The following is a 20,373-nucleotide window of genomic DNA, read 5'->3' as shown; positions in this document are numbered from 1 at the left end:
CGCGGGCGGAACGGGCCGCGGAGGGGTGCGGATCGGGGCCCGGCACCCTTCGGGCCGACCTGGGACCCGCTGGCTGCGGGTCGACCGAGAGCCGTTGTCTACTGAGCGCCGGGCCCCACCCGGGTCGCACCTGCCGACCGACCTATCCATCGCCCCGTGCCGCTGAAGCTGGACCTGGCTCCCAGTGGCGGTGTGCCGGATGGCTCGCCGCCCCATGGCCCAGCTGCGATCGACGACTGCGCGGCGGTCTCGCGGTCGGACGTCCTGTGGTGGACTCGGCCGAACCTACCGGCCCACGGCCGCCTGCTGTCAACAGTCGCTCCGCATGCGTCGTTTTCGCGTCGTCCCAGGTCAGTGCCGAGCCTGCCCAGGCAGGGCAAGCAGGTTCGGGCACGGCCTCCGGCGGCACCTGCCTGTGCGATGTCACTCTTTCGGCCGGTCGAAGATGGTCCGCCCGCCGACGACCGTGCGCAGGCACACCGGGAGGTCGTTGCCGGGGCTGAGATCGGGCAGGCCCGGGGTGCCGGAGCGGGGGTCGGTCGACCAGCGCTGGACGCGCTCATCGGGGGCCTGGACGATCAGGTCGCCGGTCTGCCAGACCGCGTAGTCGGCGGGTGCGCCGGGCACCAGGACGCCCGCGTCGTCGCGGCCGATGGCGCGCCAGCCGCCGCGGGTGTGCGCGGTGAACGCGGCACGGGCGGAGATGCCGTGGGCGGGGGTGCGGTGGAAGACCGCTGCGCGCAGGGTGCCCCAGGGGTCGAGCGGGGTGACCGGGCTGTCGGATCCGAGGGCGAGCGGGACGCCGGCCTTGAGCAGGGCGGCGTACGGGTTGAGGGTGCGGGCCCGGTCGGCGCCCAGGCGGGTCGCGTACATCCCGTCGGCGCCGCCCCAGGCCGCGTCGAAGGCGGGCTGGACGGAGGCGGTCAGGGCCAGGTCGGCGAAGGCGGCGATGGTGGCCTCGGTCAGCATCTCGGCGTGCTCGACGCGGTGCCGGGCGGCCCGGATGCGCTCCAGGCCGACGGTGTCGGCGGCGGTACGGACGCCGTCGGTGACCGCGGTCAGCGCCGCGTCGCCGATGGCGTGGAACCCGGCCTGGAGTCCGGCCTCGGTGCAGGCGGCGACATGGGCGGCGACGGCCGCCGCGTCGATGTGCGCGGTGCCGGTGTGGCCGGCGTCGGCGTACGGGGCGTGCAGATGGGCGGTGTGCGAGCCGAGCGAGCCATCGGCGAACAGGTCGCCGGCGGCGCCGGCCGCGCCGAGCTCACGGATCCGCTCGGCGTCCTTTGCGGATGCGATCAACTCGGCCCAGTAGCCGATGACGCGGGGACCGCGGCCGTCGGCGGCCAGGGCGAGCAGGGCGGTGAAGTCGTCCTCGCCGGAGATGTCCGGGCCGGCGCATTCATGGAGGCTGCCGATACCCAGGGAGGCGGCCCGGGCGAGCGCGGTGGCCTGCGCGTCGGCACGCTGGGCGGGGGTGACGGTGGCGTGGGCGGCGGCCCGTGCGGCGTGGTGCGCGTCCCCGGTGAGCGGAGCGTCGGGGTGCCAGCCGGACCGCTCGCGGATGCCGGGGACCAGGTCGAGCAGGGCGGTGGTGACGACCGCGGAGTGCACGTCGACGCGGGTGAGATAGAGGGGGCGCCCCCCGGTGGCGGCGTCCAGTTCGGCACGGGACGGCGGGCGGCCTTCGGGCCAGGCGCTGGCGTCCCAGCCGTGGCCGAGCAGCACGGTGTCCGCGGGGCGCGCGGCGGCGTACTCGCGGATGCGGGCGAGTGCGCCGGACAGGGTGCTGGCGGCGGACAGGTCGAGGCCGGTGAGCGCCAACCCGGTGGCCGTGGTGTGCACATGTGCGTCCGTGAACGCCGGGGTGACCAGTGCGCCGTCGAGGTGAACGGTCTCGTCGACGCCGTCGGCGAACGAGTCCGCCGCGCCCTCCTCGCCGACCCAGGCGATCCGGTCGCCCTCGATGACCATCGCGGTGGCGAAGGGGTCCGCGGGGCTGTGCACCTCACCGCCCCGGAGGAGGACGGTACGGGGCCGGGTCCGCCCGGCGGGGTCGGGGATGTGCTCGCTCATAACGGACAGTCTGGCGCCTGCGCGGGGCGGGCCGGCGCCCGGGGGTCCGCTCGGGCGACGGGCAGTCAGGTCAGATGCGCGGCGGACGGGCCTCGTACGGGGTGGAGAGCACCACCGTCGTACGGGTCGAGACACCGGCCAGGGTGCGGATACGGGTGAGCAGGTGCTCCAGCTCCAGGGGGGTGGCGACCCGGACCTTGAGGATGTAGTTCTCGTCGCCGGCGACGCTGTGGCACGCCTCCAGCTCGGGGACCTCGGCGAGCCGGTCGGAGATGTCGTCCGGGGCGCTGGGGTCGAAGGGTTTGACCGAGATGAAGGCGGTGAGCGGCAGGCCCACGGCTTCGGGGTCGACGATGGCGGCATAGCCGCGGATGACACCGCGCTGCTCCAGGCGGCGCACCCGCTGGTGCACCGCCGAGGTGGACAGGCCGGTGGCCTTGCCCAGGTCGGTGTAGCTCATCCGCCCGTCCTTGACGAGCAGATCCACGATTTGTCGGTCCAACTCCTCCACCCGCTCAACCTACTGCGCGCGGGCGCATATGCGCACGGTGCGCCGGATCGTGGACACCCACACACCCCGCCGTGTGAGCAATGCCACACCTGTGACACCGGCTCCGCGGGGCGCCGGCGATTATGCGCCCGGCATGAAGGGCATTGCTGGTGTTGGCCGAGACCGCCGGTCACACGTTGGAAGTCAGCGGTCCGAGTGGCCCACCCGAGGGGGATGGACATCATGCGACGCCTTGAGCAGGACTCCGCCGCAGCGAACGCCGGCGTTCAGGAGGGCGACAGTCTCGGCTTCCCCGCCGACGACGGTGCGTACGATTCCTTCGACACCTACGAGATCTACCGCGTGACCTGCCCGGACTGCGGGCAGCCGATCGGGCTGCTGGCGGACGAGGACAGGCTCCCGGAGCACGCGCTGTGCCCGTCGCCGTGGAACCCGTTCGGCCTGACCGTGTGCCAGGGTTCCGGCCGGGCGGCGGCCGACGCCCCGGAGACCGAGGACATGATGGGGACTCAGGAACAGGACGCGGCCATGCTGTTGACGCTTCCCGCGGGCCTGGACTGGCGGCGTCAGCCGTTCTCGCACGTGGGCGGCATCGGTGAGCGGCCGGCCCGGGTGCCGCGGATGCGCCGCCGCGGCTGAGCCGGTACGCCGGCCGCGACGGGCTCACCGATAGCGGCCGGCGAGCATCCGAGGGCGAGTTCGCGGGGGTCGAGCGCGGCCATCTCCCGGTCGAGCACCGCAGCCGGCTCGAACCCGTCGTGGACGATGTTGCCGATCCGGGCGTCGCCCCCGGTCACCAGCGTCTCGCCCGGATCCCGCGGCCAGTGGTCGGTCGGCCGGTCGAAGCCGCGCTCGACGAGGGGGATGAGTGGTGAGCTCGGAAGGCCGTCAACAAATCATGAGCAGTGGGCGCGTTGGGCCACGACGTGCGACGCAGGGCGCTTGCCGATGGCGGGTGCGCTGAGGAACTCGGCCGGGGCGGCGCGGAGTTGGCCATGCAGCCGGGCGAGGATGGCGATGCCGGCGACTTCCGGGGGGCGCGTTCGGCGTCGGTGGCCGAGTGCAGTCAACTCCCCTCGTACGTAGAGGACATGACGTCGGGGGGGTAGCCAGCCGTCGGCTCGGGCCATGACGAAGAACGGGGGTATCGGATGGCGCTGGCGGTACGCGGTTCACGGCTGATCACCGTCGACGGGACGCGGTACCGGTGGGTGGTCTCGCCGGACGCGGCCGGACTGGCGGTGGTCGCCGGCTGGGCGGACGGGGACGGCGCGCGGATGGTGACCTGGCGGGAGCACGGCACGATCGTCGCACCGGGCGAGGTCGCGGCGCTGATCCGCAGAGCGCGCGAGCACGGCTGGAATCCCCGTGAACGGGGGCCGCAGCACACCTTCCGGCGCGATGCGGCGGGCTGTCGGCGGCTGTGAGGCCGGCCGGGCCGGGATGCTCTCGCCCCGGCCCCCCCCCCCGCCGGTCAGTGCGTCTCGGGCCCCGCGACATGGCGGGCGATGACCATCCGCTGGATCTGGTTGGTGCCCTCGACGATCTGCAGGACCTTGGCCTCGCGCATATAGCGCTCGGCGGGGAAGTCGAGGGTGTAGCCGTAGCCGCCGAGGAGCTGCACGGCGTCCGTGGTGACCCGCATCGCGGCGTCCGTGCAGAAGAGCTTGGCCATCGCCGCCTCCTTGGCGAACGGCCGGCCGTCGTCGCGGAGCCGGGCGGCGGCGAGGTAGAGCGCGCGGCCCGCCTCCACCTGGGTGGCCATGTCGGCCAGCATGAAGCGCAGGCCCTGGAAGTCGGCGATGGGGCGGCCGAATTGGCGGCGCTCGGCGACATAGGCGAGGGCCTCGTCCAGGGCCGCCTGGGCGACGCCGACCGCGCAGGCCGCGATGCCGAGGCGGCCGGAGTCCAGGGCGGAGAGCGCGATGGCGAAGCCCTGGCCCTCGTCGCCGATGCGGCGGGAGTCGGGGACCCGGACGCCGTCGAAGTGCAGCTGGGCGGTCGGCGAGCCCTTCATGCCCATCTTGCGCTCGGGCGGGGCGGCGCCGAGGCCCTCGGCGTCGCCGGGCACCAGGAAGGCGGTGATGCCGTGGGAGCCGCTGCCACCGGTGCGGGCGAGCACCGTATAGAAATCGGCCACGCCGCCATGGGTGATCCACGCCTTGGTGCCGTCGATCGTCCAGGAGTCGCCCTGCCGGGTGGCGCGGGTGGTCAGGGAGGCGGCGTCGGAGCCGGAGGCGGGCTCGGAGAGGCAGTACGCACCGAGGAGTCCGCCGCCGAGCATGGCCGGGAGGTGCTCGGCCCGCTGCTCCTTGGTGCCGTATCCGGCGAGCGCGTGACAGGCGAGGGTGTGCACGCTGACGCCGAGGCCGACGGTGAGCCGGGCCGCCGCGAGCTCTTCGAGGACCTGGAGGTAGACCTCGTAGGGCTGGTCGCCGCCGCCGAATTCCTCGGCGTACGGCAGGGAGAGCAGTCCCGATTCCGAGAGCAGACGGAAGAGCTCGCGCGGGAAGCGGCCGGCTTCCTCCTCCTCGGCGGCCGTGGGCCGGATCTCGCGCTCGGCGAGTTCACGGACCAGGGTCATCAGGTCCCGGGCTTCCTCGGTGGGCAGCCTGCGGTCCACCGGCGGGGGGCCGTAGTCGGTCATGGCGGCGCTCTCCTCCCTGTCGGGCGCTGCGGCGACGCGCGCGGGGTGGGCGGCGGCGCCGGTTTCCGTAGTGCCTGGCCGATGATCGCCTCCGGATCGCGGAATGGCGATGACCTGCGGCTGTGGCGCTAGGAGTATGCCCGATCGGAGGCCCCGCGTCACGGGTTGATCATCGATCCCGGTGCGGATCCGGCCCACTTGGCCCGCGGCACCCGACGGTCGCGCAATTGGTCCGAACCATTGACGCAGTGGTCTAGTCCTTCTACCTTCTCCTCAACGTTCCACGCGTTCATGCCAATTCGGAACGCAGGTCAGGCTCCACCCTCGCCCCCTCCGAGGAGACGACATGCTCAGACCGCACCGAAAGCGATCACCACGCAGGCTGATCGCCGCCGCGACCGCGCTGTGTACGGCGGCCCTGGCCGGCACCCTCTTCGCCGCACCCGCCTCCGCCCACCCGTCACCCACCACCACCCCGGCAGGAACCGCTTCGCGGTACCCCTCCTTGTCGCCGTCACCCACCACCCCCACCGCCGGCCACCCGGTCACGGCGGCGGCGCAGCCCGCGGCGGGCGGCGACAAGGTCGTCGGCTACTTCATCGACTGGGGTACCTACGGCCGCAACTACCAGGTCAAGAACATCGAGACCTCCGGATCCGCGGACAAGCTCACGCACATCAACTACGCCTTCGGCAACGTCCAGGGCGGCAAGTGCGCCGTCGGCGACTCCTACGCCGACTACGACAAGGCGTTCACCGCCGACCAGAGCGTCGACGGCAAGGCCGACACCTGGGACGACCCCAACGGCCTGCGCGGCAACTTCAACCAGCTGCGCAAGCTCAAGAAGCTGCACCCCGGCCTCAAGGTGCTGTGGTCGTTCGGTGGCTGGACCTGGTCGGGCGGCTTCGGCGAGGCCGCCCGGAACCCGGAGGCGTTCGCCCAGTCCTGCTACGACCTGGTCAAGGACCCGCGCTGGGCGGATGTCTTCGACGGTATCGACATCGACTGGGAGTACCCCAACGCCTGCGGGCTGACCTGCGACACCAGCGGGAAGGACGCCTTCACCGGCGTACTGAAGGCGCTGCGGGCGAAGTTCGGACAGAACAACCTGCTCACCGCGGCGATCACCGCTGACGCCTCGGACGGCGGCAAGATGGACGCCGCCGACTACGCGGGCGCGGCCCAGTACGTCGACTGGTACGACCCGATGACCTACGACTACTTCGGTGCCTGGGACGCCAAGGGCCCGACGGCCCCGCACTCCCCGCTCACGGCGTACAACGGCATCCCGAAGGCCGGGTTCAACACCACCGACACCATCACCAAGCTCAAGAAGCTCGGCGTCCCGTCGGACAAGCTGCTGCTGGGCCTCGGCTTCTACGGCCGCGGCTGGTCCGGCGTCACCCAGGACGCGCCGGGCGGTACGGCGACCGGCGCGGCCCCGGGCACCTACGAGGCGGGCATCGACGACTACAAGGTGCTCAAGGACCGCTGCCCGACCACCGGCACGGTGGGCGGCACCGCCTACGCCAAGTGCGGTGACCAGTGGTGGAGTTACGACACCCCGGACACCATCGGTACCAAGATGGCCTTCAAGGACGCCCAGGGGCTGGGCGGCACCTTCTTCTGGGAGCTGAGCGGCGACACCGCGAACGGCGACCTGATCAAGGCGATCAAGTAGCCCTGCCGGTACGCGCGGTCACGCGGGCGGGAGGCGACGACCTCCCGCCCGCTTCCCTGACATGCCATGGATTTTGACGAAGCGTCAGGTGCGCAGCCGGGGTGGTGCCGGGCAGGCCGGCTCGTACTCCTCTATCAGCCGGAGGGTGTCGCCCAGGCCGCGGACCAGCAGCGACACCACGGTCTCCCGCGGCACTTCCTGCTCCTCGATCCATTCCAGGGTGACGCCCTCCACGCTGGAGAGCCAGCCGGTCAGCGCGGTACGCGCGAGCGGCGGAATGTCCTCGCTGCCCCAGGCACCGAGAGCGATGGTGCTCAGCAGCCTGGCGCGCACGGAGGCGCGGATGGCCAGCACCTCGGCGTCGAATCCGACCCCGCCGGTGACGATCGCGCGGTAGGCGGCCTGGTGGTGCTGGGCGTAGCGCAGATAGCCGTCGACGGTGCGCTGGACGCGTTCGACGGGCGGCAGGTCGTGGGTGCTGCCGGCGCGTTCGACCAGCTCGGCGACCGCGTCCTCGATGATCGCCAGGTAGTAGCCGCGCTTGTTGGTGAAGTAGTAGTAGATCAGCCCCTTGGCGACACCTGCCTGGCGCGCGATGTCATCCATGGACAGCGCGTCGTAGGAGGTGTCGGCGAATAACTTCCGTCCGGTGGCGATCAGTTCGGCGCGACGTGCCTGGGACCGCTCGGTGGGACGGGCGGCCGGAGAGCCCGCCCGTCTACCCTGTTGACTCTTATTCAAAATCCGCCCTAGTCTCCAACTGCCAAGAGTTTTGCGCAGTATGACAGAACGTCATGCTGCCCTTCCGACCTGTGGTCCTGGCACCGCAGGGGCTCCATGAAGCACTTCCCTCGCGCATTCGACCGCTGCCCCGGGGAGGACGCAGTGAGCACATCGATCGGCAGGGCGCCCGAAGGGCGGACCTCCTGGAAGAAGACCGCCGCGGTGGCACTGCCCGCCGTGCTCACCGTGGGCACGCTGGCGGCGGTGATGGCACAGGGCGCACTGGCCGCGTCCTTCGCGGTGTCCGGCACCAACTTCCAGGTCGCATCGGGCAGGTTGAGCAGCAACGGCCTCTCGTCGTACGTCCACACCGACCGCGACGCGGACGACCACGGCCATCCGGTCGCGCTGCTCGGGATCGGCCGGGCGAGCCTCGCCGACATCTGCCAGGCGGCGCAGGTCAGAACGCCGGTGGGCACGGTGGTGTTCAAGCTGACGGCCGGTGGCACGGCGGGACCGGTCAGCGCCGACAGCCTGGTCATCGACGGCGAGGACCTGGTGGGCGACGCCCGGTTCGGCACCGCGCAGATCGGCCGGGACGCGGGCTCGCTGGACGCCGTACCGGGCGTCAGGGGGCCGAGGGGCAAGTTCGGGCTCCAGGCCGGGAACATCGAGGTGGCCGGCGTCCGGTCGCATGCCTGGTCGGCCACCGGCGGCAACTTCCGCCTCAAGGGGATGCGGGTGAGTGTCAGCCTGGACGGCGAGAAGTGTTTCTGAGCGCGCGGCGCGCACGGTGGGGCGCCCGGCTGGAGGACGCCCTGCCGTGGCCCGAGCGGCGGGCGGTACTGCGGCGCTGGCGGCGCACCCGGCCGTTCTGGGCCGGGCTGCTGCTCCTGCTCGGCGGGGCGGAGCTGCTGCTGGTCCCGCTCTCCCCGCTGACCGTGCTGGTGAGCCTGGGACTGGGCGGACTGGCCGCGCTGGGCATCGGACTGGCGCTGATGGTGGCCGGGTTGTTCCTGTGGTGCGCCCCGGCCGCACACCACTACGTGAGCGTCAATGCGCTGATCCTTTCGGTGCTGTCGTTCGCCGCGACCAATCTCGGCGGGTTCCTGGTCGGTATGGGACTGGGGATCGCGGGCAGCGCGATGGGGTTCGGATGGACGCCGGCACCGGACGCCGGCGACGGCGCGGGGGCCGGGCGGAAGGGGGGCACCGGACCCGCGGGCCGGTCGGCGGAGGTGGAGGGTGCCGCGCCCGCGGGCACAGCGCCGGCCCGCCGCGGCACCGGCAGCAAGGCGCTCGCCGTCGGCCTGCCGGTCGCGCTGCTCACCGCCGTCGGCGGCCCGGTGCAGAAGGCCGGTGCGGCCGGGCCACCGGCGCCGCCGGTCCCGCCGACCGTGACCACCACCATGTTCGCCCCGCAGGGCTTCACCCTCGCCGGGGTCACCACGGTGGAAACGGCCGGCGGCCCGCTCAAGGTGATGGTGCTGAGGATGAAGGCGGCGTCGCTGACCGACTACCGCCTCACCACCCGCGACGCACAGGGACCGCAACTCCGCCTGAATTCCGATGCGTTGAACCTCAAAGGCCAGGTAACCCTCTATCTCACCAAGTTCAGCGGCTGCCTGGAAGGCGCGGTCTGCCTCACCTTCACCCCCGACACCCTCCCGGTCCCGCCGGTCGTCCCGCCGTTCGTCTACATGACGCGGGTGACCGCCGAACAGGCACTGGTCAGCTCGGACCTGATCGTCGCGAAGGGGCTGCGGCTCCAGGCGGGCGGCGGACGGGGCGGCACCGCCGGCTGACCGGGACGCCGGGCGGGGTTTACGGCTCCGCCCCGTACGAGCACCATCGGCGTACCGGGGCAGGAGCCGTGACGAAGAGGTGACGCGTGGTCAACCCGTGGCTGGCGATGGAGGCGGGCGCCGACCCGGCCGAACGCATCCGTACGGTACGGCGGGCGCACGAGGCGTTCCTGGCCGACGGGACCGTGTCGCCGCCGGTCCGGCAGGTCGTCGCCGACTCCTGGCGCCGCTCGGCCCGCGCACACGCCACCTCGGACGGCGCGGCCCCCGTCGAACTCGACGAACCCACGCTCCGCAGCTACCGGGACGCCCATCCACTGGCCCGTGCGATGCCGGTCTTCCGGGAGCTGCTGGGCAGCATCGCGCACGACGGGGCCCATCTGCTGGCGGTGTGCGATCCGCAGGGGCGGCTGCTGTGGGTCGAGGGGCACCCCGGCGTGGTGCGGCGCGCCGAGCGGATGAACTTCGTGGTGGGGGCGCGCTGGGACGAACGGCACGCGGGGACGAACGCGCCGGGCACCGCGCTGGCCGCCGACCACGCGGTACAGATCTTCGCCGCCGAGCACTACAACCGGCGGGTGCAGCCGTGGACATGCGCCGCGGCACCCCTGCACGACCTGCGGACCGGGCGGCTGCTGGGCGCGGTGGACATCTCCGGCGGCGACCATCTCGCCAGCCCGCACAGCCTGGCTCTGGTCCAGGCCACCGCCCGCGCCGCCGAGGCCCATCTCGCCACCTGCACAGGAGAGTTGGGGGATTCTGGGGCCTGCCTGGCGGCGCTCGGCCGGGACGAGGCGCTACTGCTCCGGGACGGCGAACGGCTGCGCCTCGGGCGCCGACACAGCGAGATCATGCTGCTGCTGGCCCGGCACCCGGACGGCCTGACGGGAGATCAGCTGTCCGTGCTCCTCTACGGCGAGCGCGAGATGCGCCCGGTGACGCTGCGTGCCGAGCTGTCCCGGCTGCGGCAGCTGGTCGGCCCGCTGCTGCACTCCCGTCCGTACCGGCTCGACCGGCCGGTGGAGACCGATCTGGACGCCGTGGAACGGGAGTTGGCGGGCGGTGATCCGGCCGCCGCGCTCGATGCGTACCGCGGCCCGCTGCTGCCCTCGTCGGAGGCGCCCGGTATCCGGCGGCTGCGCGCGGCGCTGGAGGACCGGCTCCGGCGGGCGCTGCTGTCCGCCCGCGACCCCGACCAGCTGCGCGCCTGGTCGCGGACCCCTTGGGGCGAGCACGACCTGGAGATCTGGGAGGCCCTGGTGGACGCCCTCCCGGAGCGCTCCCCGGCGCGCACCGCGTCCCGTGCCGCGGCGGGACGGCTCCGCACCGCCTACGGCCTGCCGCGTGGCTCGTAGGACGCACCGACCACCGGCCCCTCCCCCGGGCCCACTCCCCCGCGCAACCTTCCCGCAACGTCCCCCGCTCTAGCCTCCTCCCCCAGCACCCGCCGCACCGAGGCGACGGGCACCGCACCGAGCGCACGATTTGGGAGGCCGCCCCATGGCACGCTACGCCAGCCCGGGTTCCGCCGATGCCGTCATGAGCTACCGGAGCCGCTACGACCACTGGATCGGCGGCGAGTTCGTGGCACCCGCCCAGGGCCGGTACTTCGAGAACCCGACCCCGGTCAACGGGCAGCCGTTCACCGAGATCGCCCGCGGCACCGCCGAGGACGTCGAGCGCGCGCTGGACGCCGCCCACGCGGCGGCGCCCGGCTGGGCCCGCACCCCGGCCGCCGAGCGCGCCGCCGTCCTCAACAAGATCGCCGACCGGATGGAACAGCACCTGGAGGAGCTGGCGGTCGCCGAGAGCTGGGAGAACGGCAAGCCCGTACGGGAGGCGCTGGCGGCCGACATCCCGCTCGCCATCGACCACTTCCGGTATTTCGCGGGCGCGGTGCGCGCACAGGAAGGCACCCTCTCGGAGATCGACGCGGACACCGTCGCCTACCACTTCCACGAACCGCTGGGCGTCGTCGGCCAGATCATCCCCTGGAACTTCCCCATTCTGATGGCCACTTGGAAGCTGGCCCCGGCCCTGGCGGCGGGCAACGCGGTGGTCCTCAAGCCGGCCGAACAGACCCCCTCCTCGGTGCACTTCCTCATGAGCCTGATCGCCGACCTGCTGCCGCCCGGCGTCGTCAACATCGTCAACGGCTTCGGCGTGGAGGCGGGCAAACCGCTGGCCTCCAGCCCGCGGGTGGCGAAGGTCGCCTTCACCGGCGAGACCACCACCGGCCGGCTGATCATGCAGTACGCGTCGGAGCATCTGCGCCCGGTGACACTGGAGTTGGGCGGCAAGAGCCCCAACATCTTCTTCGACGACGTCTCCGCGGCGACGGACGACTTCCACGACAAGGCCCTCGAAGGCTTCACCATGTTCGCCCTCAACCAGGGCGAGGTGTGCACCTGCCCGTCCCGCGCGCTGATCCAGCGCGGGCACTATGCGGACTTCCTGGCGGCCGGCGTGGCCCGCACCGAGCAGATCGTCCAGGGCCACCCCCTCGACACCGACACCATGATCGGCGCGCAGGCGTCCAACGACCAACTGGAGAAGATCCTCTCCTACTTCGACATCGGCCAGAAGGAGGGCGCCCGGGTCCTGACCGGCGGCACCCGTGCCGAGTTGGGCGGCGAACTGGAGGGCGGCTACTACGTCCGCCCGACGATCTTCGAGGGCAACAACGACATGCGGATCTTCCAGGAGGAGATCTTCGGCCCGGTGGTGGCGGTGGCACCGTTCAGCGACTTCGACGACGCGATCGGCATCGCCAACGACACGCTCTACGGGCTGGGCGCGGGCGTCTGGACCCGGGACGGCTCCACCGCCTACCGCGCCGGCCGCGCCATCCAGGCCGGCCGGGTGTGGACCAACTGCTACCACGCCTACCCCGCCCACGCGGCCTTCGGCGGCTACAAGCAGTCCGGCATCGGCCGCGAGAACCACAAGATGATGCTGGACCACTACCAGCAGACCAAGAACATCTTCTGTAGCTACTCGCCCAAGAAACTTGGATTCTTCTAAGAGGAACAACAGGGTCGCCCGGCACGAGGATCGATGGCCGGGTGACCCCCCTCCCGCTCACCAGGGCGTAAGAATGTCGTTCGGCTCATTACGGCGCTTCATCCGGATATGGGCATCTTGCGCATCAACACTTCCGGGCCTGTCACGGACCAAGCCCCCGCACACGATCCCCGCGGAGTTCGCCAGTACGCCAAGACCGCCGGCGCGCCACCTCAGGCGAGCCCGCCCGAACAGGCTCGCTACCGACGCCCCCACCGAGTCCTACTGCGCAGCCGCCCCTGACAGGCCAGTCTTCACTCTCCCGTCGAACGGACGGTGACTCTGTCCCCTTCCTGGACCACATCAACGGCATAGCGCTGCCCGGAAACCTGGGCCGACCGGAGATCCGCACTCACGTACACGAGGCACGGATGCACTCCTGCCAGACGGCCGACGTGCTCTTTGACCGCAATGACTGCCACGTGCTCGCCCACCCGAGCGCCGGTCGGGAGTCCCAACACATGGGCCATGCCGGGGATCCACTCCAGTTGCTGTGCTTCCTCCGCAGTCAATTCGGTCCTTCCGTTCGTGGTCCTGGACAGTCCCGCCCCACGCCCCGCGCTGCGGCGACTGAAGAATGCCCTACGCTCGACCGGCGTTGCGGCGGCGACCGGCCCCAGCGGCATCAGGGCGTCGATCAGCCGCAGCGTCGCGACGACCCGCTCGCCCAGACAGAACTGGACATCGAATTCAGGCAACGATCCGTCCCCGGCCGGGAACCCGGCGAAGCGAGCCTCGACCTCGACCGCTCCGTCCGAGGGCAGGGTGTCGAACAGCTCCAGTGAGGCCACCCGCAGCGGGATGCCGGCCTTGCCGTCACAGATCTCCGGTGCCCAGCGCCACAGGCTCTGGTGTGGGATCGCCTGGACCCCGGCGTCCAGCAGCCCCTGGTTCAGGTAACCCCTGGGAACCGAGCCACGGTTGGCGTCCAGCACGGCGGACGATCCGCTTGCGCCGATCGCCAGTGATCTCAGGTACTGGAACGACGGGCCGTGGAAGAGCTCCGCGGACGTGTACGGGTCGGGCTGGGCCACCGCGTCGGGCAGCGCGGCGAATCGGTGTGGTCGCCTGGCGGGCGGGGTGCCCACCAGAACGATCGCCCGCGCCACCTCTTCGAATCGGGACAACGCGGCGTTGGCGGCCTCACGCCACAGAAGCAGTTTCACCACCAGCCCGGCCGGACCGTGTTCCGCCTCGGTCCGTAGCCGAATGATCTCGGAGACCGAAATCCAACGCCGGAGTTGGACGTCTCGCACGGCGACCACGTCTTGGCCGGTGAAGTCGGCCGCGGCCCGGGCGAGTCGGTCGACGACAGACATCATCGGTAGCAAGGGGTCCGTCCAGGTCGGACAGTGGTCGGCCAGCCAGGTGTCGACCGCGGGGTCGAGCACGTGGTCCACCACCGCCGGTGGACCGCCTCCGGACACGACTCGCATCCCGATGCGGTGAACGTCGTAGATGCAGGTTTCGTCCGCCCACAGACGGGCGTCGGCGACCGCGTAGCATCCGCGGGTGTCGTGGCCGACCTCCAGAATTTCCAGCTCCACCCGGATCAACCGGTTGGCCGGGGTGATCTGGCCTCGGTATTTCCAGACCATCTCCTGATCGAGCGACACCGGCTCGAACCGGGGATGCGGCATATCCGAGGTGAGGCCCCGCTCGATGAGACAGAACTGGAGAAGCTGGCACATGGCTTCGATACCGAGGGAGCCTGGCTGTACCGGGTCCTGGAAGAAATGCGCTGTGAAGAACCACTCCCCGGCATCGACATCCTTCTCCGAACGCACCAGACCGAGTCCCGCGCTGCCGCCTTCGGGCCAGTAGCCGGTGATGCGGTCGAGCATCAGCAGCATCGGGCCGGGCAGGCATGCCGCCCCGGTGAAGTAGCGGGCCGGTCGCGTCGTGAGATCGACCGCAAAATCACTCGGTGCCGTCAGCCGGTCCCGCTCGGTCTCCGAGGCCGACAGCCCCGGCTGGTTCTCGAACGCCGAGGGCGGAAAGAATCCGCACACGGTGGACAACGTGAAGAGCTCGTCGTTGTCCGCGGTACACCGCACCGTGAACGACTCGATGATCACCTCGCCGATGCGGGAGATGTGGGTCAGCTCGGCATGAGTGCGCACGGTCCGGGTCGCCGGGGTCACCTCACCGGTGACCGTCCCGGAGCCATCCAGGTTGCGGAAAAGCAACTCGCTCTCGGTGGTCAGAGCGCTGCCCACGTACGAGGCCAGCCAACCGCACGGTTGTAGGGCGATTTCCATCAGTACGGCAAGGGGCATCACCGCGCTGTGGTTCTGTTCGAAGTACCAAGCTTGCTCGGGCACCTCGTATTCGGCGACGACACGGCTGCCCTGCTGTATCCCGCCCTGTGGTCCGGTCACGGAGACGATGCGGGTCATGAAGTGGTACGGCGGTCCCGGCAGTCGTGCGACCTTGCGGGTGCTGTCGAAGGGTGCGTACATGGCACCGAACATCGCGCTCGGCTTGCCCCACGCGCATGCCAGCAGTGAAGGGTAGTCGAAGGGGAATCCGTCGTTCTGGGCTACCACCGCCGCGGGCTCGTGGCAGTCGGCCAGGCCACCAAGTGTGGCCAGGGGTACGGGAATTCCACTGGTCTGTTCGATGCGGCCGCCGAGCTGCCGCCAGTACGGCAGCGGCCAGTCGGGCACCAGACGGAGTGCGATGTGGTGGCCGTGGAATGCCTTGACTCCGTCGACGGTGCCCAGAATGTCAGCGTGCAGGGTCGGCACCGGGCCGGTGGAGACGCCATGCACGAACACCTCGTACACGACCTTCCTGCTGCCCGGGCCGACCTGTCCACGGCAGCGAACGTGGAAGGGCTGCCCGTCAACGGCCTCGAAGCGCCAGCCGTCCCGGTCGATGGTGCAGCCCAGAGCAGCGAGGTAGAAGGCCATCACCTGCAACCCGCCCTGGAGCATCAGGGTGCCCGGCATACACGGGTCGTTCTTGAAGTGCCCGTCGAAGAACCAGTCATCGGGGGAAACCGGTGTCTGGGCGCGCAGGTAGCCCCGCCCCCAAGGGCCGCCGACCGGGTCGAACTCGGTCACCTCGGAAAGGAGCAGCAGACGGCCGCCGTCGATGCGCGGGGAGCGCACATGTGCCCGGGTGAGATCCCAGCCGGGGCCGAAGCAGTCTGCGGGTCGCCCGGCGGCGAAGGCCCGTACATGCTCGGCGGTGAAGCTCAACCGCGTGCACCGTTGGACCGGGGCATCCAGTGGCAGCTCCGGAAGAGGCGCGCACTCGGCGGGATCCCAGCGCAATCCCTCGGTACCGGCCAGCTCTGCCCGAGTGAAGAAGCCGGCCTGTCCGTTACGGACACTCAGCCGGAGTTCGTCCCCGACGTAGCAGTCGTACCGGAAGAAGAACAGGCGGACGCCGTCGTGCTCGGCGTGCCGGTCGATGCGGATCTCATACCGCAGGGTCTCTCCCGCCTCGGGCGGGCTGCCGTGGTAGGTCAGCTCGCAGCCGAGCAGTCGGTATGCCCGCTCTCCGCGGTTGATCAGGTCGATGCCCAGCCAACTGATCAGCAGGAGGTCTGCCTGACCGGCCTCGATCATCAGCCCGGCCGGGATGCGCCCTGTGGCGTCCAGATACCAGCTGTCCAGGCGGACGTCTGTCTCGGTCCAGATCGTGCCGGTGGCGTGTGCGGGGCCGAGCTCGGCCAACGCGGCGGGGCGAGCGTCGATGCCGGTGACCCGGTCGACGAGCAGCATCGGTGGTTCGGGCATCCGGGTCTGCACCGCGTGCTGGTCCTGTGCGGCGAACCTCGGCCCGAACAGGGTGGAGATGCGTTGTGCGGCAAGGTACTCCAGCTGGGCCCGGTCGAACTTCGGCCCTGGCAGGGGCAATTGCGAGGGGGATGCGACGGGCGGCGGGGAAAGGGGTGGGCGAGGTGGGGGCAAGAACCCTGTGGAGGGCATCGGGGCCCTGCCTGCTCGCGCCACGCGGGCCATTGAGGCAAGCAATTGTGCCCTGGCGTGCAGGAAGCGCTGGTGAGTCTGCACGTGCTGGGCGAGGACATCGTGGTGCAGCGCGATCACCCGGTGGCTCTGTTGGGCGATGAGCGTGCGCACGTCGGTCGGCAGCGGCGTTGCAGCAGAAACGGGTTGGGTGGGGACCTCGACCACCACGGGCGGGGCGGGTTCGTGGAGCGGGGCAGGAGTCAGCCGAGGGGCCTTCGGCATGATCTCCGCAGGCTGTGCGAGCGAGGGCAGGACGACATCCCAGTGGGCGGGCAGTGCAATGGTGGGCCCGGTCTCGGCCGTATCGGGGCGTGCGGCTTGCAGCTGGTCGAAAAATGCCTCGGCGTGCACGGGCACGCCGGCGGCGACGAGCTCAGCGATGGCCAGACATGGCTGCTGCAGTCCGCTGCCCTCGGAGGCGTCCAGTGCCACGGCGATGTGCTCGCGGTCGCCGAGAATGCGCTTGATCCATCCGGTGCACAGGCCGCGCGGGCCGTGCTCGACGAATACACGGACACCGTCGGCCCATGCCCGCTCGATGGTGCCGGCGAAGTCGATCGTGCCGAGGCCCTGCGCGGTGATGGCATCGGCGACGCGTTCGGCCGTCACGATGTAGGGGCGAGTGCTGCTCCCGCTGTAGAAGCGCACGCCCGGCACCTCGGTGGTGGGACGCAGGTGCAGTCGCCTCGACTGGTCGCGGACCTCAGCGAGTTCCGGGGCGTGTGCGGCCAGTTGGTAGTCGATCGGAAGGGCAGCGGTGGCGCCGAGCCGGGCCACGACCGCGGCGCAGGCCCGCGCCTCACCGCCGATCACGCACACGTCGGGCGCATTGATCGCCATCAGGTGCACCACGGCCTCGTTCGCCAGCGCCGCGCGGACCCGCTCCAATGGGGCGTTGACCAGGTAGCTGGACCACCGGTCGCCGTGCACGCCGAGGCGATCCCACGCGCGACGCACCGCGTGCAGCGCTCCGGTGAGTTCGGTGGTGAACAGACTGCTTGCCCGGCTGTCCTGGTACAGCTCCTCGACGTCGCGCCAGGCCCCGAGGGCCGCCAGGGCGGCCGACTCACCGGATGAGTAGCCGATGGCAGCGTCCGGGCTCAGCCGGAGCAGCCCGCGGGTGAGTTCGGTGTGCACCGTGGCCAGCGCGGCGGCACCCCACATTTGGTCGAGCACCGAAGGTGCCGCATCGGCGCGCGGCCACGCCCTGGCATGCCCGGACGCGAGGGTGGGCAGCGCCAACAGCAGTTCGCGGCCCATGCCCTGGTAGGCAGCCGATCCGTTCGTGTAGACGAAAGCCAGCTCACCGGTCACCGGGGTGTCTCGGTAGAAGACGCCGGACGGCCTGGCACCGCCGTCGGCGAGCCAGCGGCGCGCAGCGTTGCGGTGTGCGGCGCTGTCGCCTTCGGACACCAGGGTCAGGCGCGCAGGGCCGTCGGACGACTCGGTGTCTTCGTCGAGTGCGGCGAGGATTTCCCTACGGTCTCGGCCGGAATAGACGTGCAGTCTGGGCGCGGCTCCGGATGCCCATGGCACGGTGTCGCCGGACCGCAGCCTGATCCGGACCGGCGGCGCCTCGATCGGCGTGACCACGATCTCGGCGGTGTTCAGTCCCGGTTCGATCCTGGCGGGAGCCGCCGTCTGTGGTCGTGCGCGGTGGCACAGGGCGGTTGCGCCCACCGCGACGCACAGCAGTCCGTGCGCGGCGTGGGCACGGCCGACAAGGTCCGTCGGGTCGTAGTCGGCGCCGTCACCGATGATCAGCCCCGGTTCGGCGACCGTGTCGTCGTCGAGGACGGACAGCACGGCGTCGCCGTCCCTGCGGGCGTCGCTGAGGCGTTTGAGGACCATCGCCACGGCCGCATCCCCGGTGTCGGCCTCGTGCCCGAGTCCGGTCAGCGCCGCCTCATGGACCGGGTCGCGTACGAGGTCCACGGCGCCGACGAGCGCGGCATCCACCTCCCCCGTGCGGAGGGCGCGAGCCGCGAGGTCCAGCGCGACAAGACCCGATGCCTCCTCCGCTGAGACGGTGAAGCCCGGGCCCGCCAAGTCGAGCTGGGTATTGATCCGGTTCGCGATGAGATTCGGCAGGCTGCCGACGACCCGCTCGGGCTCCAAGGGCGGGGCAAGGGCGTTCCTGACCCGCTCGACCATCTGTGAGTCGGCCGGGCTCCCGGCCTCCTCCAGCCATTGCGGCGCCAGCAAGCGCGCGTTGGCACGGGCGATCTGCGGATCCACACCCATCCCGACCAGCACCATGGTCCGCTCGCGGGGCAGATCCACGTCTCGCACCGCTTCCCTCGCCGCCTCCAGAATCTGAAGCTGCTGCGGCAACGTCCGTTCTACGGCACGTGGCGGGAAGGACAACCCTGGCAGCGCCACGTTGACCGTCGTCGCCGGGCCGCACCGTCGGCCGCCGAGTACTGCGCGGCGGAAGTCTTCGGCTCCGGCCCCGTCTCCGACCCTGGCGCCGATGGCCACGATCGCCACCTCCGCGTTCGGCGCCTTCGTTGTGGACGGCGCCGGAAGTACGGCACCGCTGTCCGCGTCCCAGGCGTCGACGATCAGATGGGCGTTGGTGCCGCCGAAGCCGAAGGCGCTCACTGCGGCCCGACGAAGCCCCTGCCATGGCTCGGACTCGTTCAGCACGCGCAGCGGGGTGCCGGTCAGTTCGTCGAGCGGGTCCGCTGCCGCCAGCGTCGCCGGGCGGATGCCTGCCCGCATCGCGCCCAGTACCTTGAGCAGTCCACTCGCGCCTGCCGGGGCCAGCAGGTGTCCGATATTGGACTTCACCGAGCCGATGGGCAGGTCGGTACTGTCGGCGAAGACCGTGGCGGTGCTGCGGACCTCTGTGGCGTCCCCGATCGGAGTACCCGTGGCGTGGCACTCCAGCAGTGAGACGGTCTCGGGCGCCACATCTGCCTGGGAGTAGGCCAGGCGCATCGCTTGTTCCTGCCCTTCTTCGGCCGGGGTGAGCAGGCCACGGCCACGGCCGTCGTTGGACAGCCCGACCCCGCGGATCACACCGAGAACGGGGCTGTCGGCCGCGAGCGCGTCGGACAGGCGCATCAGTGCGACGAACCCTGCACCCTCGCCATGCAGCAACCCGTCGGCCTCTCGGTGGAAGGGCCGGCTGCGGCTGCTGCGGCTTACCGCGGACAACCCGCACAGCCCCACATGCAGGAACAGGTTGTCGACCCGGTTGACCGCCCCCGCCACCATCAGGTCGGCTGTGCCGTCGTGCAGGCGGTCACATGCCAGCTTGATCGCATACAGCGAGGAGGCGCAGGCGGCGTCGAGCGCGAAGGCTCCCGCGCCAAGCCCCAGTGCGCGTGCGGTGAAATGAGCTGGTAGCCCCGAGGAGAACCTGTTGCGTGCATCGGGCGGGGTTCGATGCGCCGCGTTCAGCAGCATCGGGTCTCCCGAGGAGAGCAGAACGTGCTCGGCGAAGGCCGCTCCGGCGCTGGTGGGATAGGACAGATTGCCGAGCACCAGTCCCGCGCGGTGCAGCGGTCCGTCCCGTCCGGCCTCGCGGAGTGCCTGCCGGGTGCCGTGCAGCACCCACTGGAACAGTGGGTCCAGTGCAAGGATCTCGCCCGGGTCCACGAGAAAACCGGCTGGGTCAAACTCTCGCTCGAAGTCCTGGACGTAGCCGCCGACGTCGGTCCAGGTGCGGTCGAGGTGGTCCTCAACGGTACCCATGGCCCACCGGTGAGACAGGCGCCAGCGGCCGTCCCGCACGGGCGACAGGCTGCATCGCCCCTCAGCGATGTTGTCCCAGAAAGTGTCCGGGTCCAGCGCGTCGGGCAGTACGCATCCGCGGCCGACAATGGCGATCGGTTGGAATGACATGCCAGTCTCTCTTCACGAATGCGGAGGGGAACGGC

Annotated in this window: 12 protein-coding genes; 7 read left to right on the top strand and 5 right to left on the bottom strand. The window is 71.0% G+C overall.

Features of this window, described 5'->3' with window-relative positions; genetic code table 11:
• Positions 1-423: 423 nt before the first annotated feature.
• Both RZ84_RS33165 and RZ84_RS33160 read right to left on the bottom strand, forming a co-directional pair.
• On the bottom strand, positions 424-2,073 hold the full coding sequence (locus RZ84_RS33165) for an amidohydrolase (RefSeq protein ID WP_052230345.1): 1,650 nt from the start codon (positions 2,071-2,073) through the stop codon (positions 424-426).
• 70 nt (positions 2,074-2,143) lie between these two features.
• Complete coding sequence (locus RZ84_RS33160; protein ID WP_043268198.1) at positions 2,144-2,584, bottom strand: Lrp/AsnC family transcriptional regulator; 441 nt, start codon at positions 2,582-2,584, stop codon at positions 2,144-2,146.
• Between the two features lie 213 nt (positions 2,585-2,797).
• On the opposite strand from RZ84_RS33160, the gene RZ84_RS33155 reads away from it, so the two are divergent.
• On the top strand, positions 2,798-3,223 hold the full coding sequence (locus RZ84_RS33155; protein WP_043268196.1) for a hypothetical protein: 426 nt from the start codon (positions 2,798-2,800) through the stop codon (positions 3,221-3,223).
• 512 nt (positions 3,224-3,735) lie between these two features.
• On the top strand, positions 3,736-4,011 hold the full coding sequence (locus tag RZ84_RS33140) for a hypothetical protein (protein WP_052230344.1): 276 nt from the start codon (positions 3,736-3,738) through the stop codon (positions 4,009-4,011).
• A gap of 47 nt (positions 4,012-4,058) precedes the next feature.
• On the opposite strand, the gene RZ84_RS33135 is transcribed toward RZ84_RS33140, so the two are convergent.
• A complete protein-coding gene (locus RZ84_RS33135; protein WP_043268190.1) occupies positions 4,059-5,231 on the bottom strand; it encodes an acyl-CoA dehydrogenase family protein in 1,173 nt (390 codons plus the stop codon).
• Between the two features lie 346 nt (positions 5,232-5,577).
• Between RZ84_RS33135 and RZ84_RS33130 the strand changes: the two genes are divergently transcribed.
• Positions 5,578-6,912 (top strand): glycoside hydrolase family 18 protein, encoded by a 1,335-nt coding sequence (locus tag RZ84_RS33130; RefSeq protein WP_043268187.1) that lies wholly within the window; start codon positions 5,578-5,580, stop codon positions 6,910-6,912.
• An 84-nt stretch (positions 6,913-6,996) separates the two neighbouring features.
• Here the strand turns inward: RZ84_RS33130 and RZ84_RS33125 are convergent, their stop codons facing one another.
• Complete coding sequence (locus RZ84_RS33125) at positions 6,997-7,572, bottom strand: TetR/AcrR family transcriptional regulator (RefSeq protein WP_347232813.1); 576 nt, start codon at positions 7,570-7,572, stop codon at positions 6,997-6,999.
• A gap of 225 nt (positions 7,573-7,797) precedes the next feature.
• Between RZ84_RS33125 and RZ84_RS33120 the strand changes: the two genes are divergently transcribed.
• The 4 genes from RZ84_RS33120 to RZ84_RS33105 all read left to right on the top strand — a co-directional run bounded on the left by RZ84_RS33120 (position 7,798) and on the right by RZ84_RS33105 (position 12,464).
• Positions 7,798-8,412 carry a DUF6230 family protein gene (locus RZ84_RS33120; protein ID WP_043268183.1) on the top strand — a complete coding sequence of 205 codons (615 nt, stop codon included), beginning with the start codon at positions 7,798-7,800 and terminating at the stop codon, positions 8,410-8,412.
• Positions 8,403-9,440, top strand: coding sequence for a DUF6114 domain-containing protein (locus tag RZ84_RS33115; protein WP_198540095.1), 1,038 nt, complete (start codon positions 8,403-8,405; stop codon positions 9,438-9,440). Before RZ84_RS33120 ends, RZ84_RS33115 begins: the two co-directional genes overlap by 10 nt.
• Positions 9,441-9,526: 86 nt before the next feature.
• Complete coding sequence (locus RZ84_RS33110; RefSeq protein ID WP_043268181.1) at positions 9,527-10,795, top strand: GAF domain-containing protein; 1,269 nt, start codon at positions 9,527-9,529, stop codon at positions 10,793-10,795.
• Between the two features lie 145 nt (positions 10,796-10,940).
• The gene (locus RZ84_RS33105; protein ID WP_043268179.1) at positions 10,941-12,464 is read left to right on the top strand and encodes an acetaldehyde dehydrogenase ExaC; all 1,524 of its coding nucleotides are present in this window, start codon (positions 10,941-10,943) and stop codon (positions 12,462-12,464) included.
• Positions 12,465-12,757: 293 nt separating this feature from the next.
• Here the strand turns inward: RZ84_RS33105 and RZ84_RS33100 are convergent, their stop codons facing one another.
• The gene (locus RZ84_RS33100; RefSeq protein WP_063772726.1) at positions 12,758-20,338 is read right to left on the bottom strand and encodes a beta-ketoacyl synthase N-terminal-like domain-containing protein; all 7,581 of its coding nucleotides are present in this window, start codon (positions 20,336-20,338) and stop codon (positions 12,758-12,760) included.
• Positions 20,339-20,373: the final 35 nt, after the last annotated feature.

This window comes from Streptomyces sp. CT34 (assembly GCF_000805335.1).
GTDB lineage: Bacteria > Actinomycetota > Actinomycetes > Streptomycetales > Streptomycetaceae > Streptomyces.
This window is presented reverse-complemented; position numbering and strand designations above follow the sequence as displayed.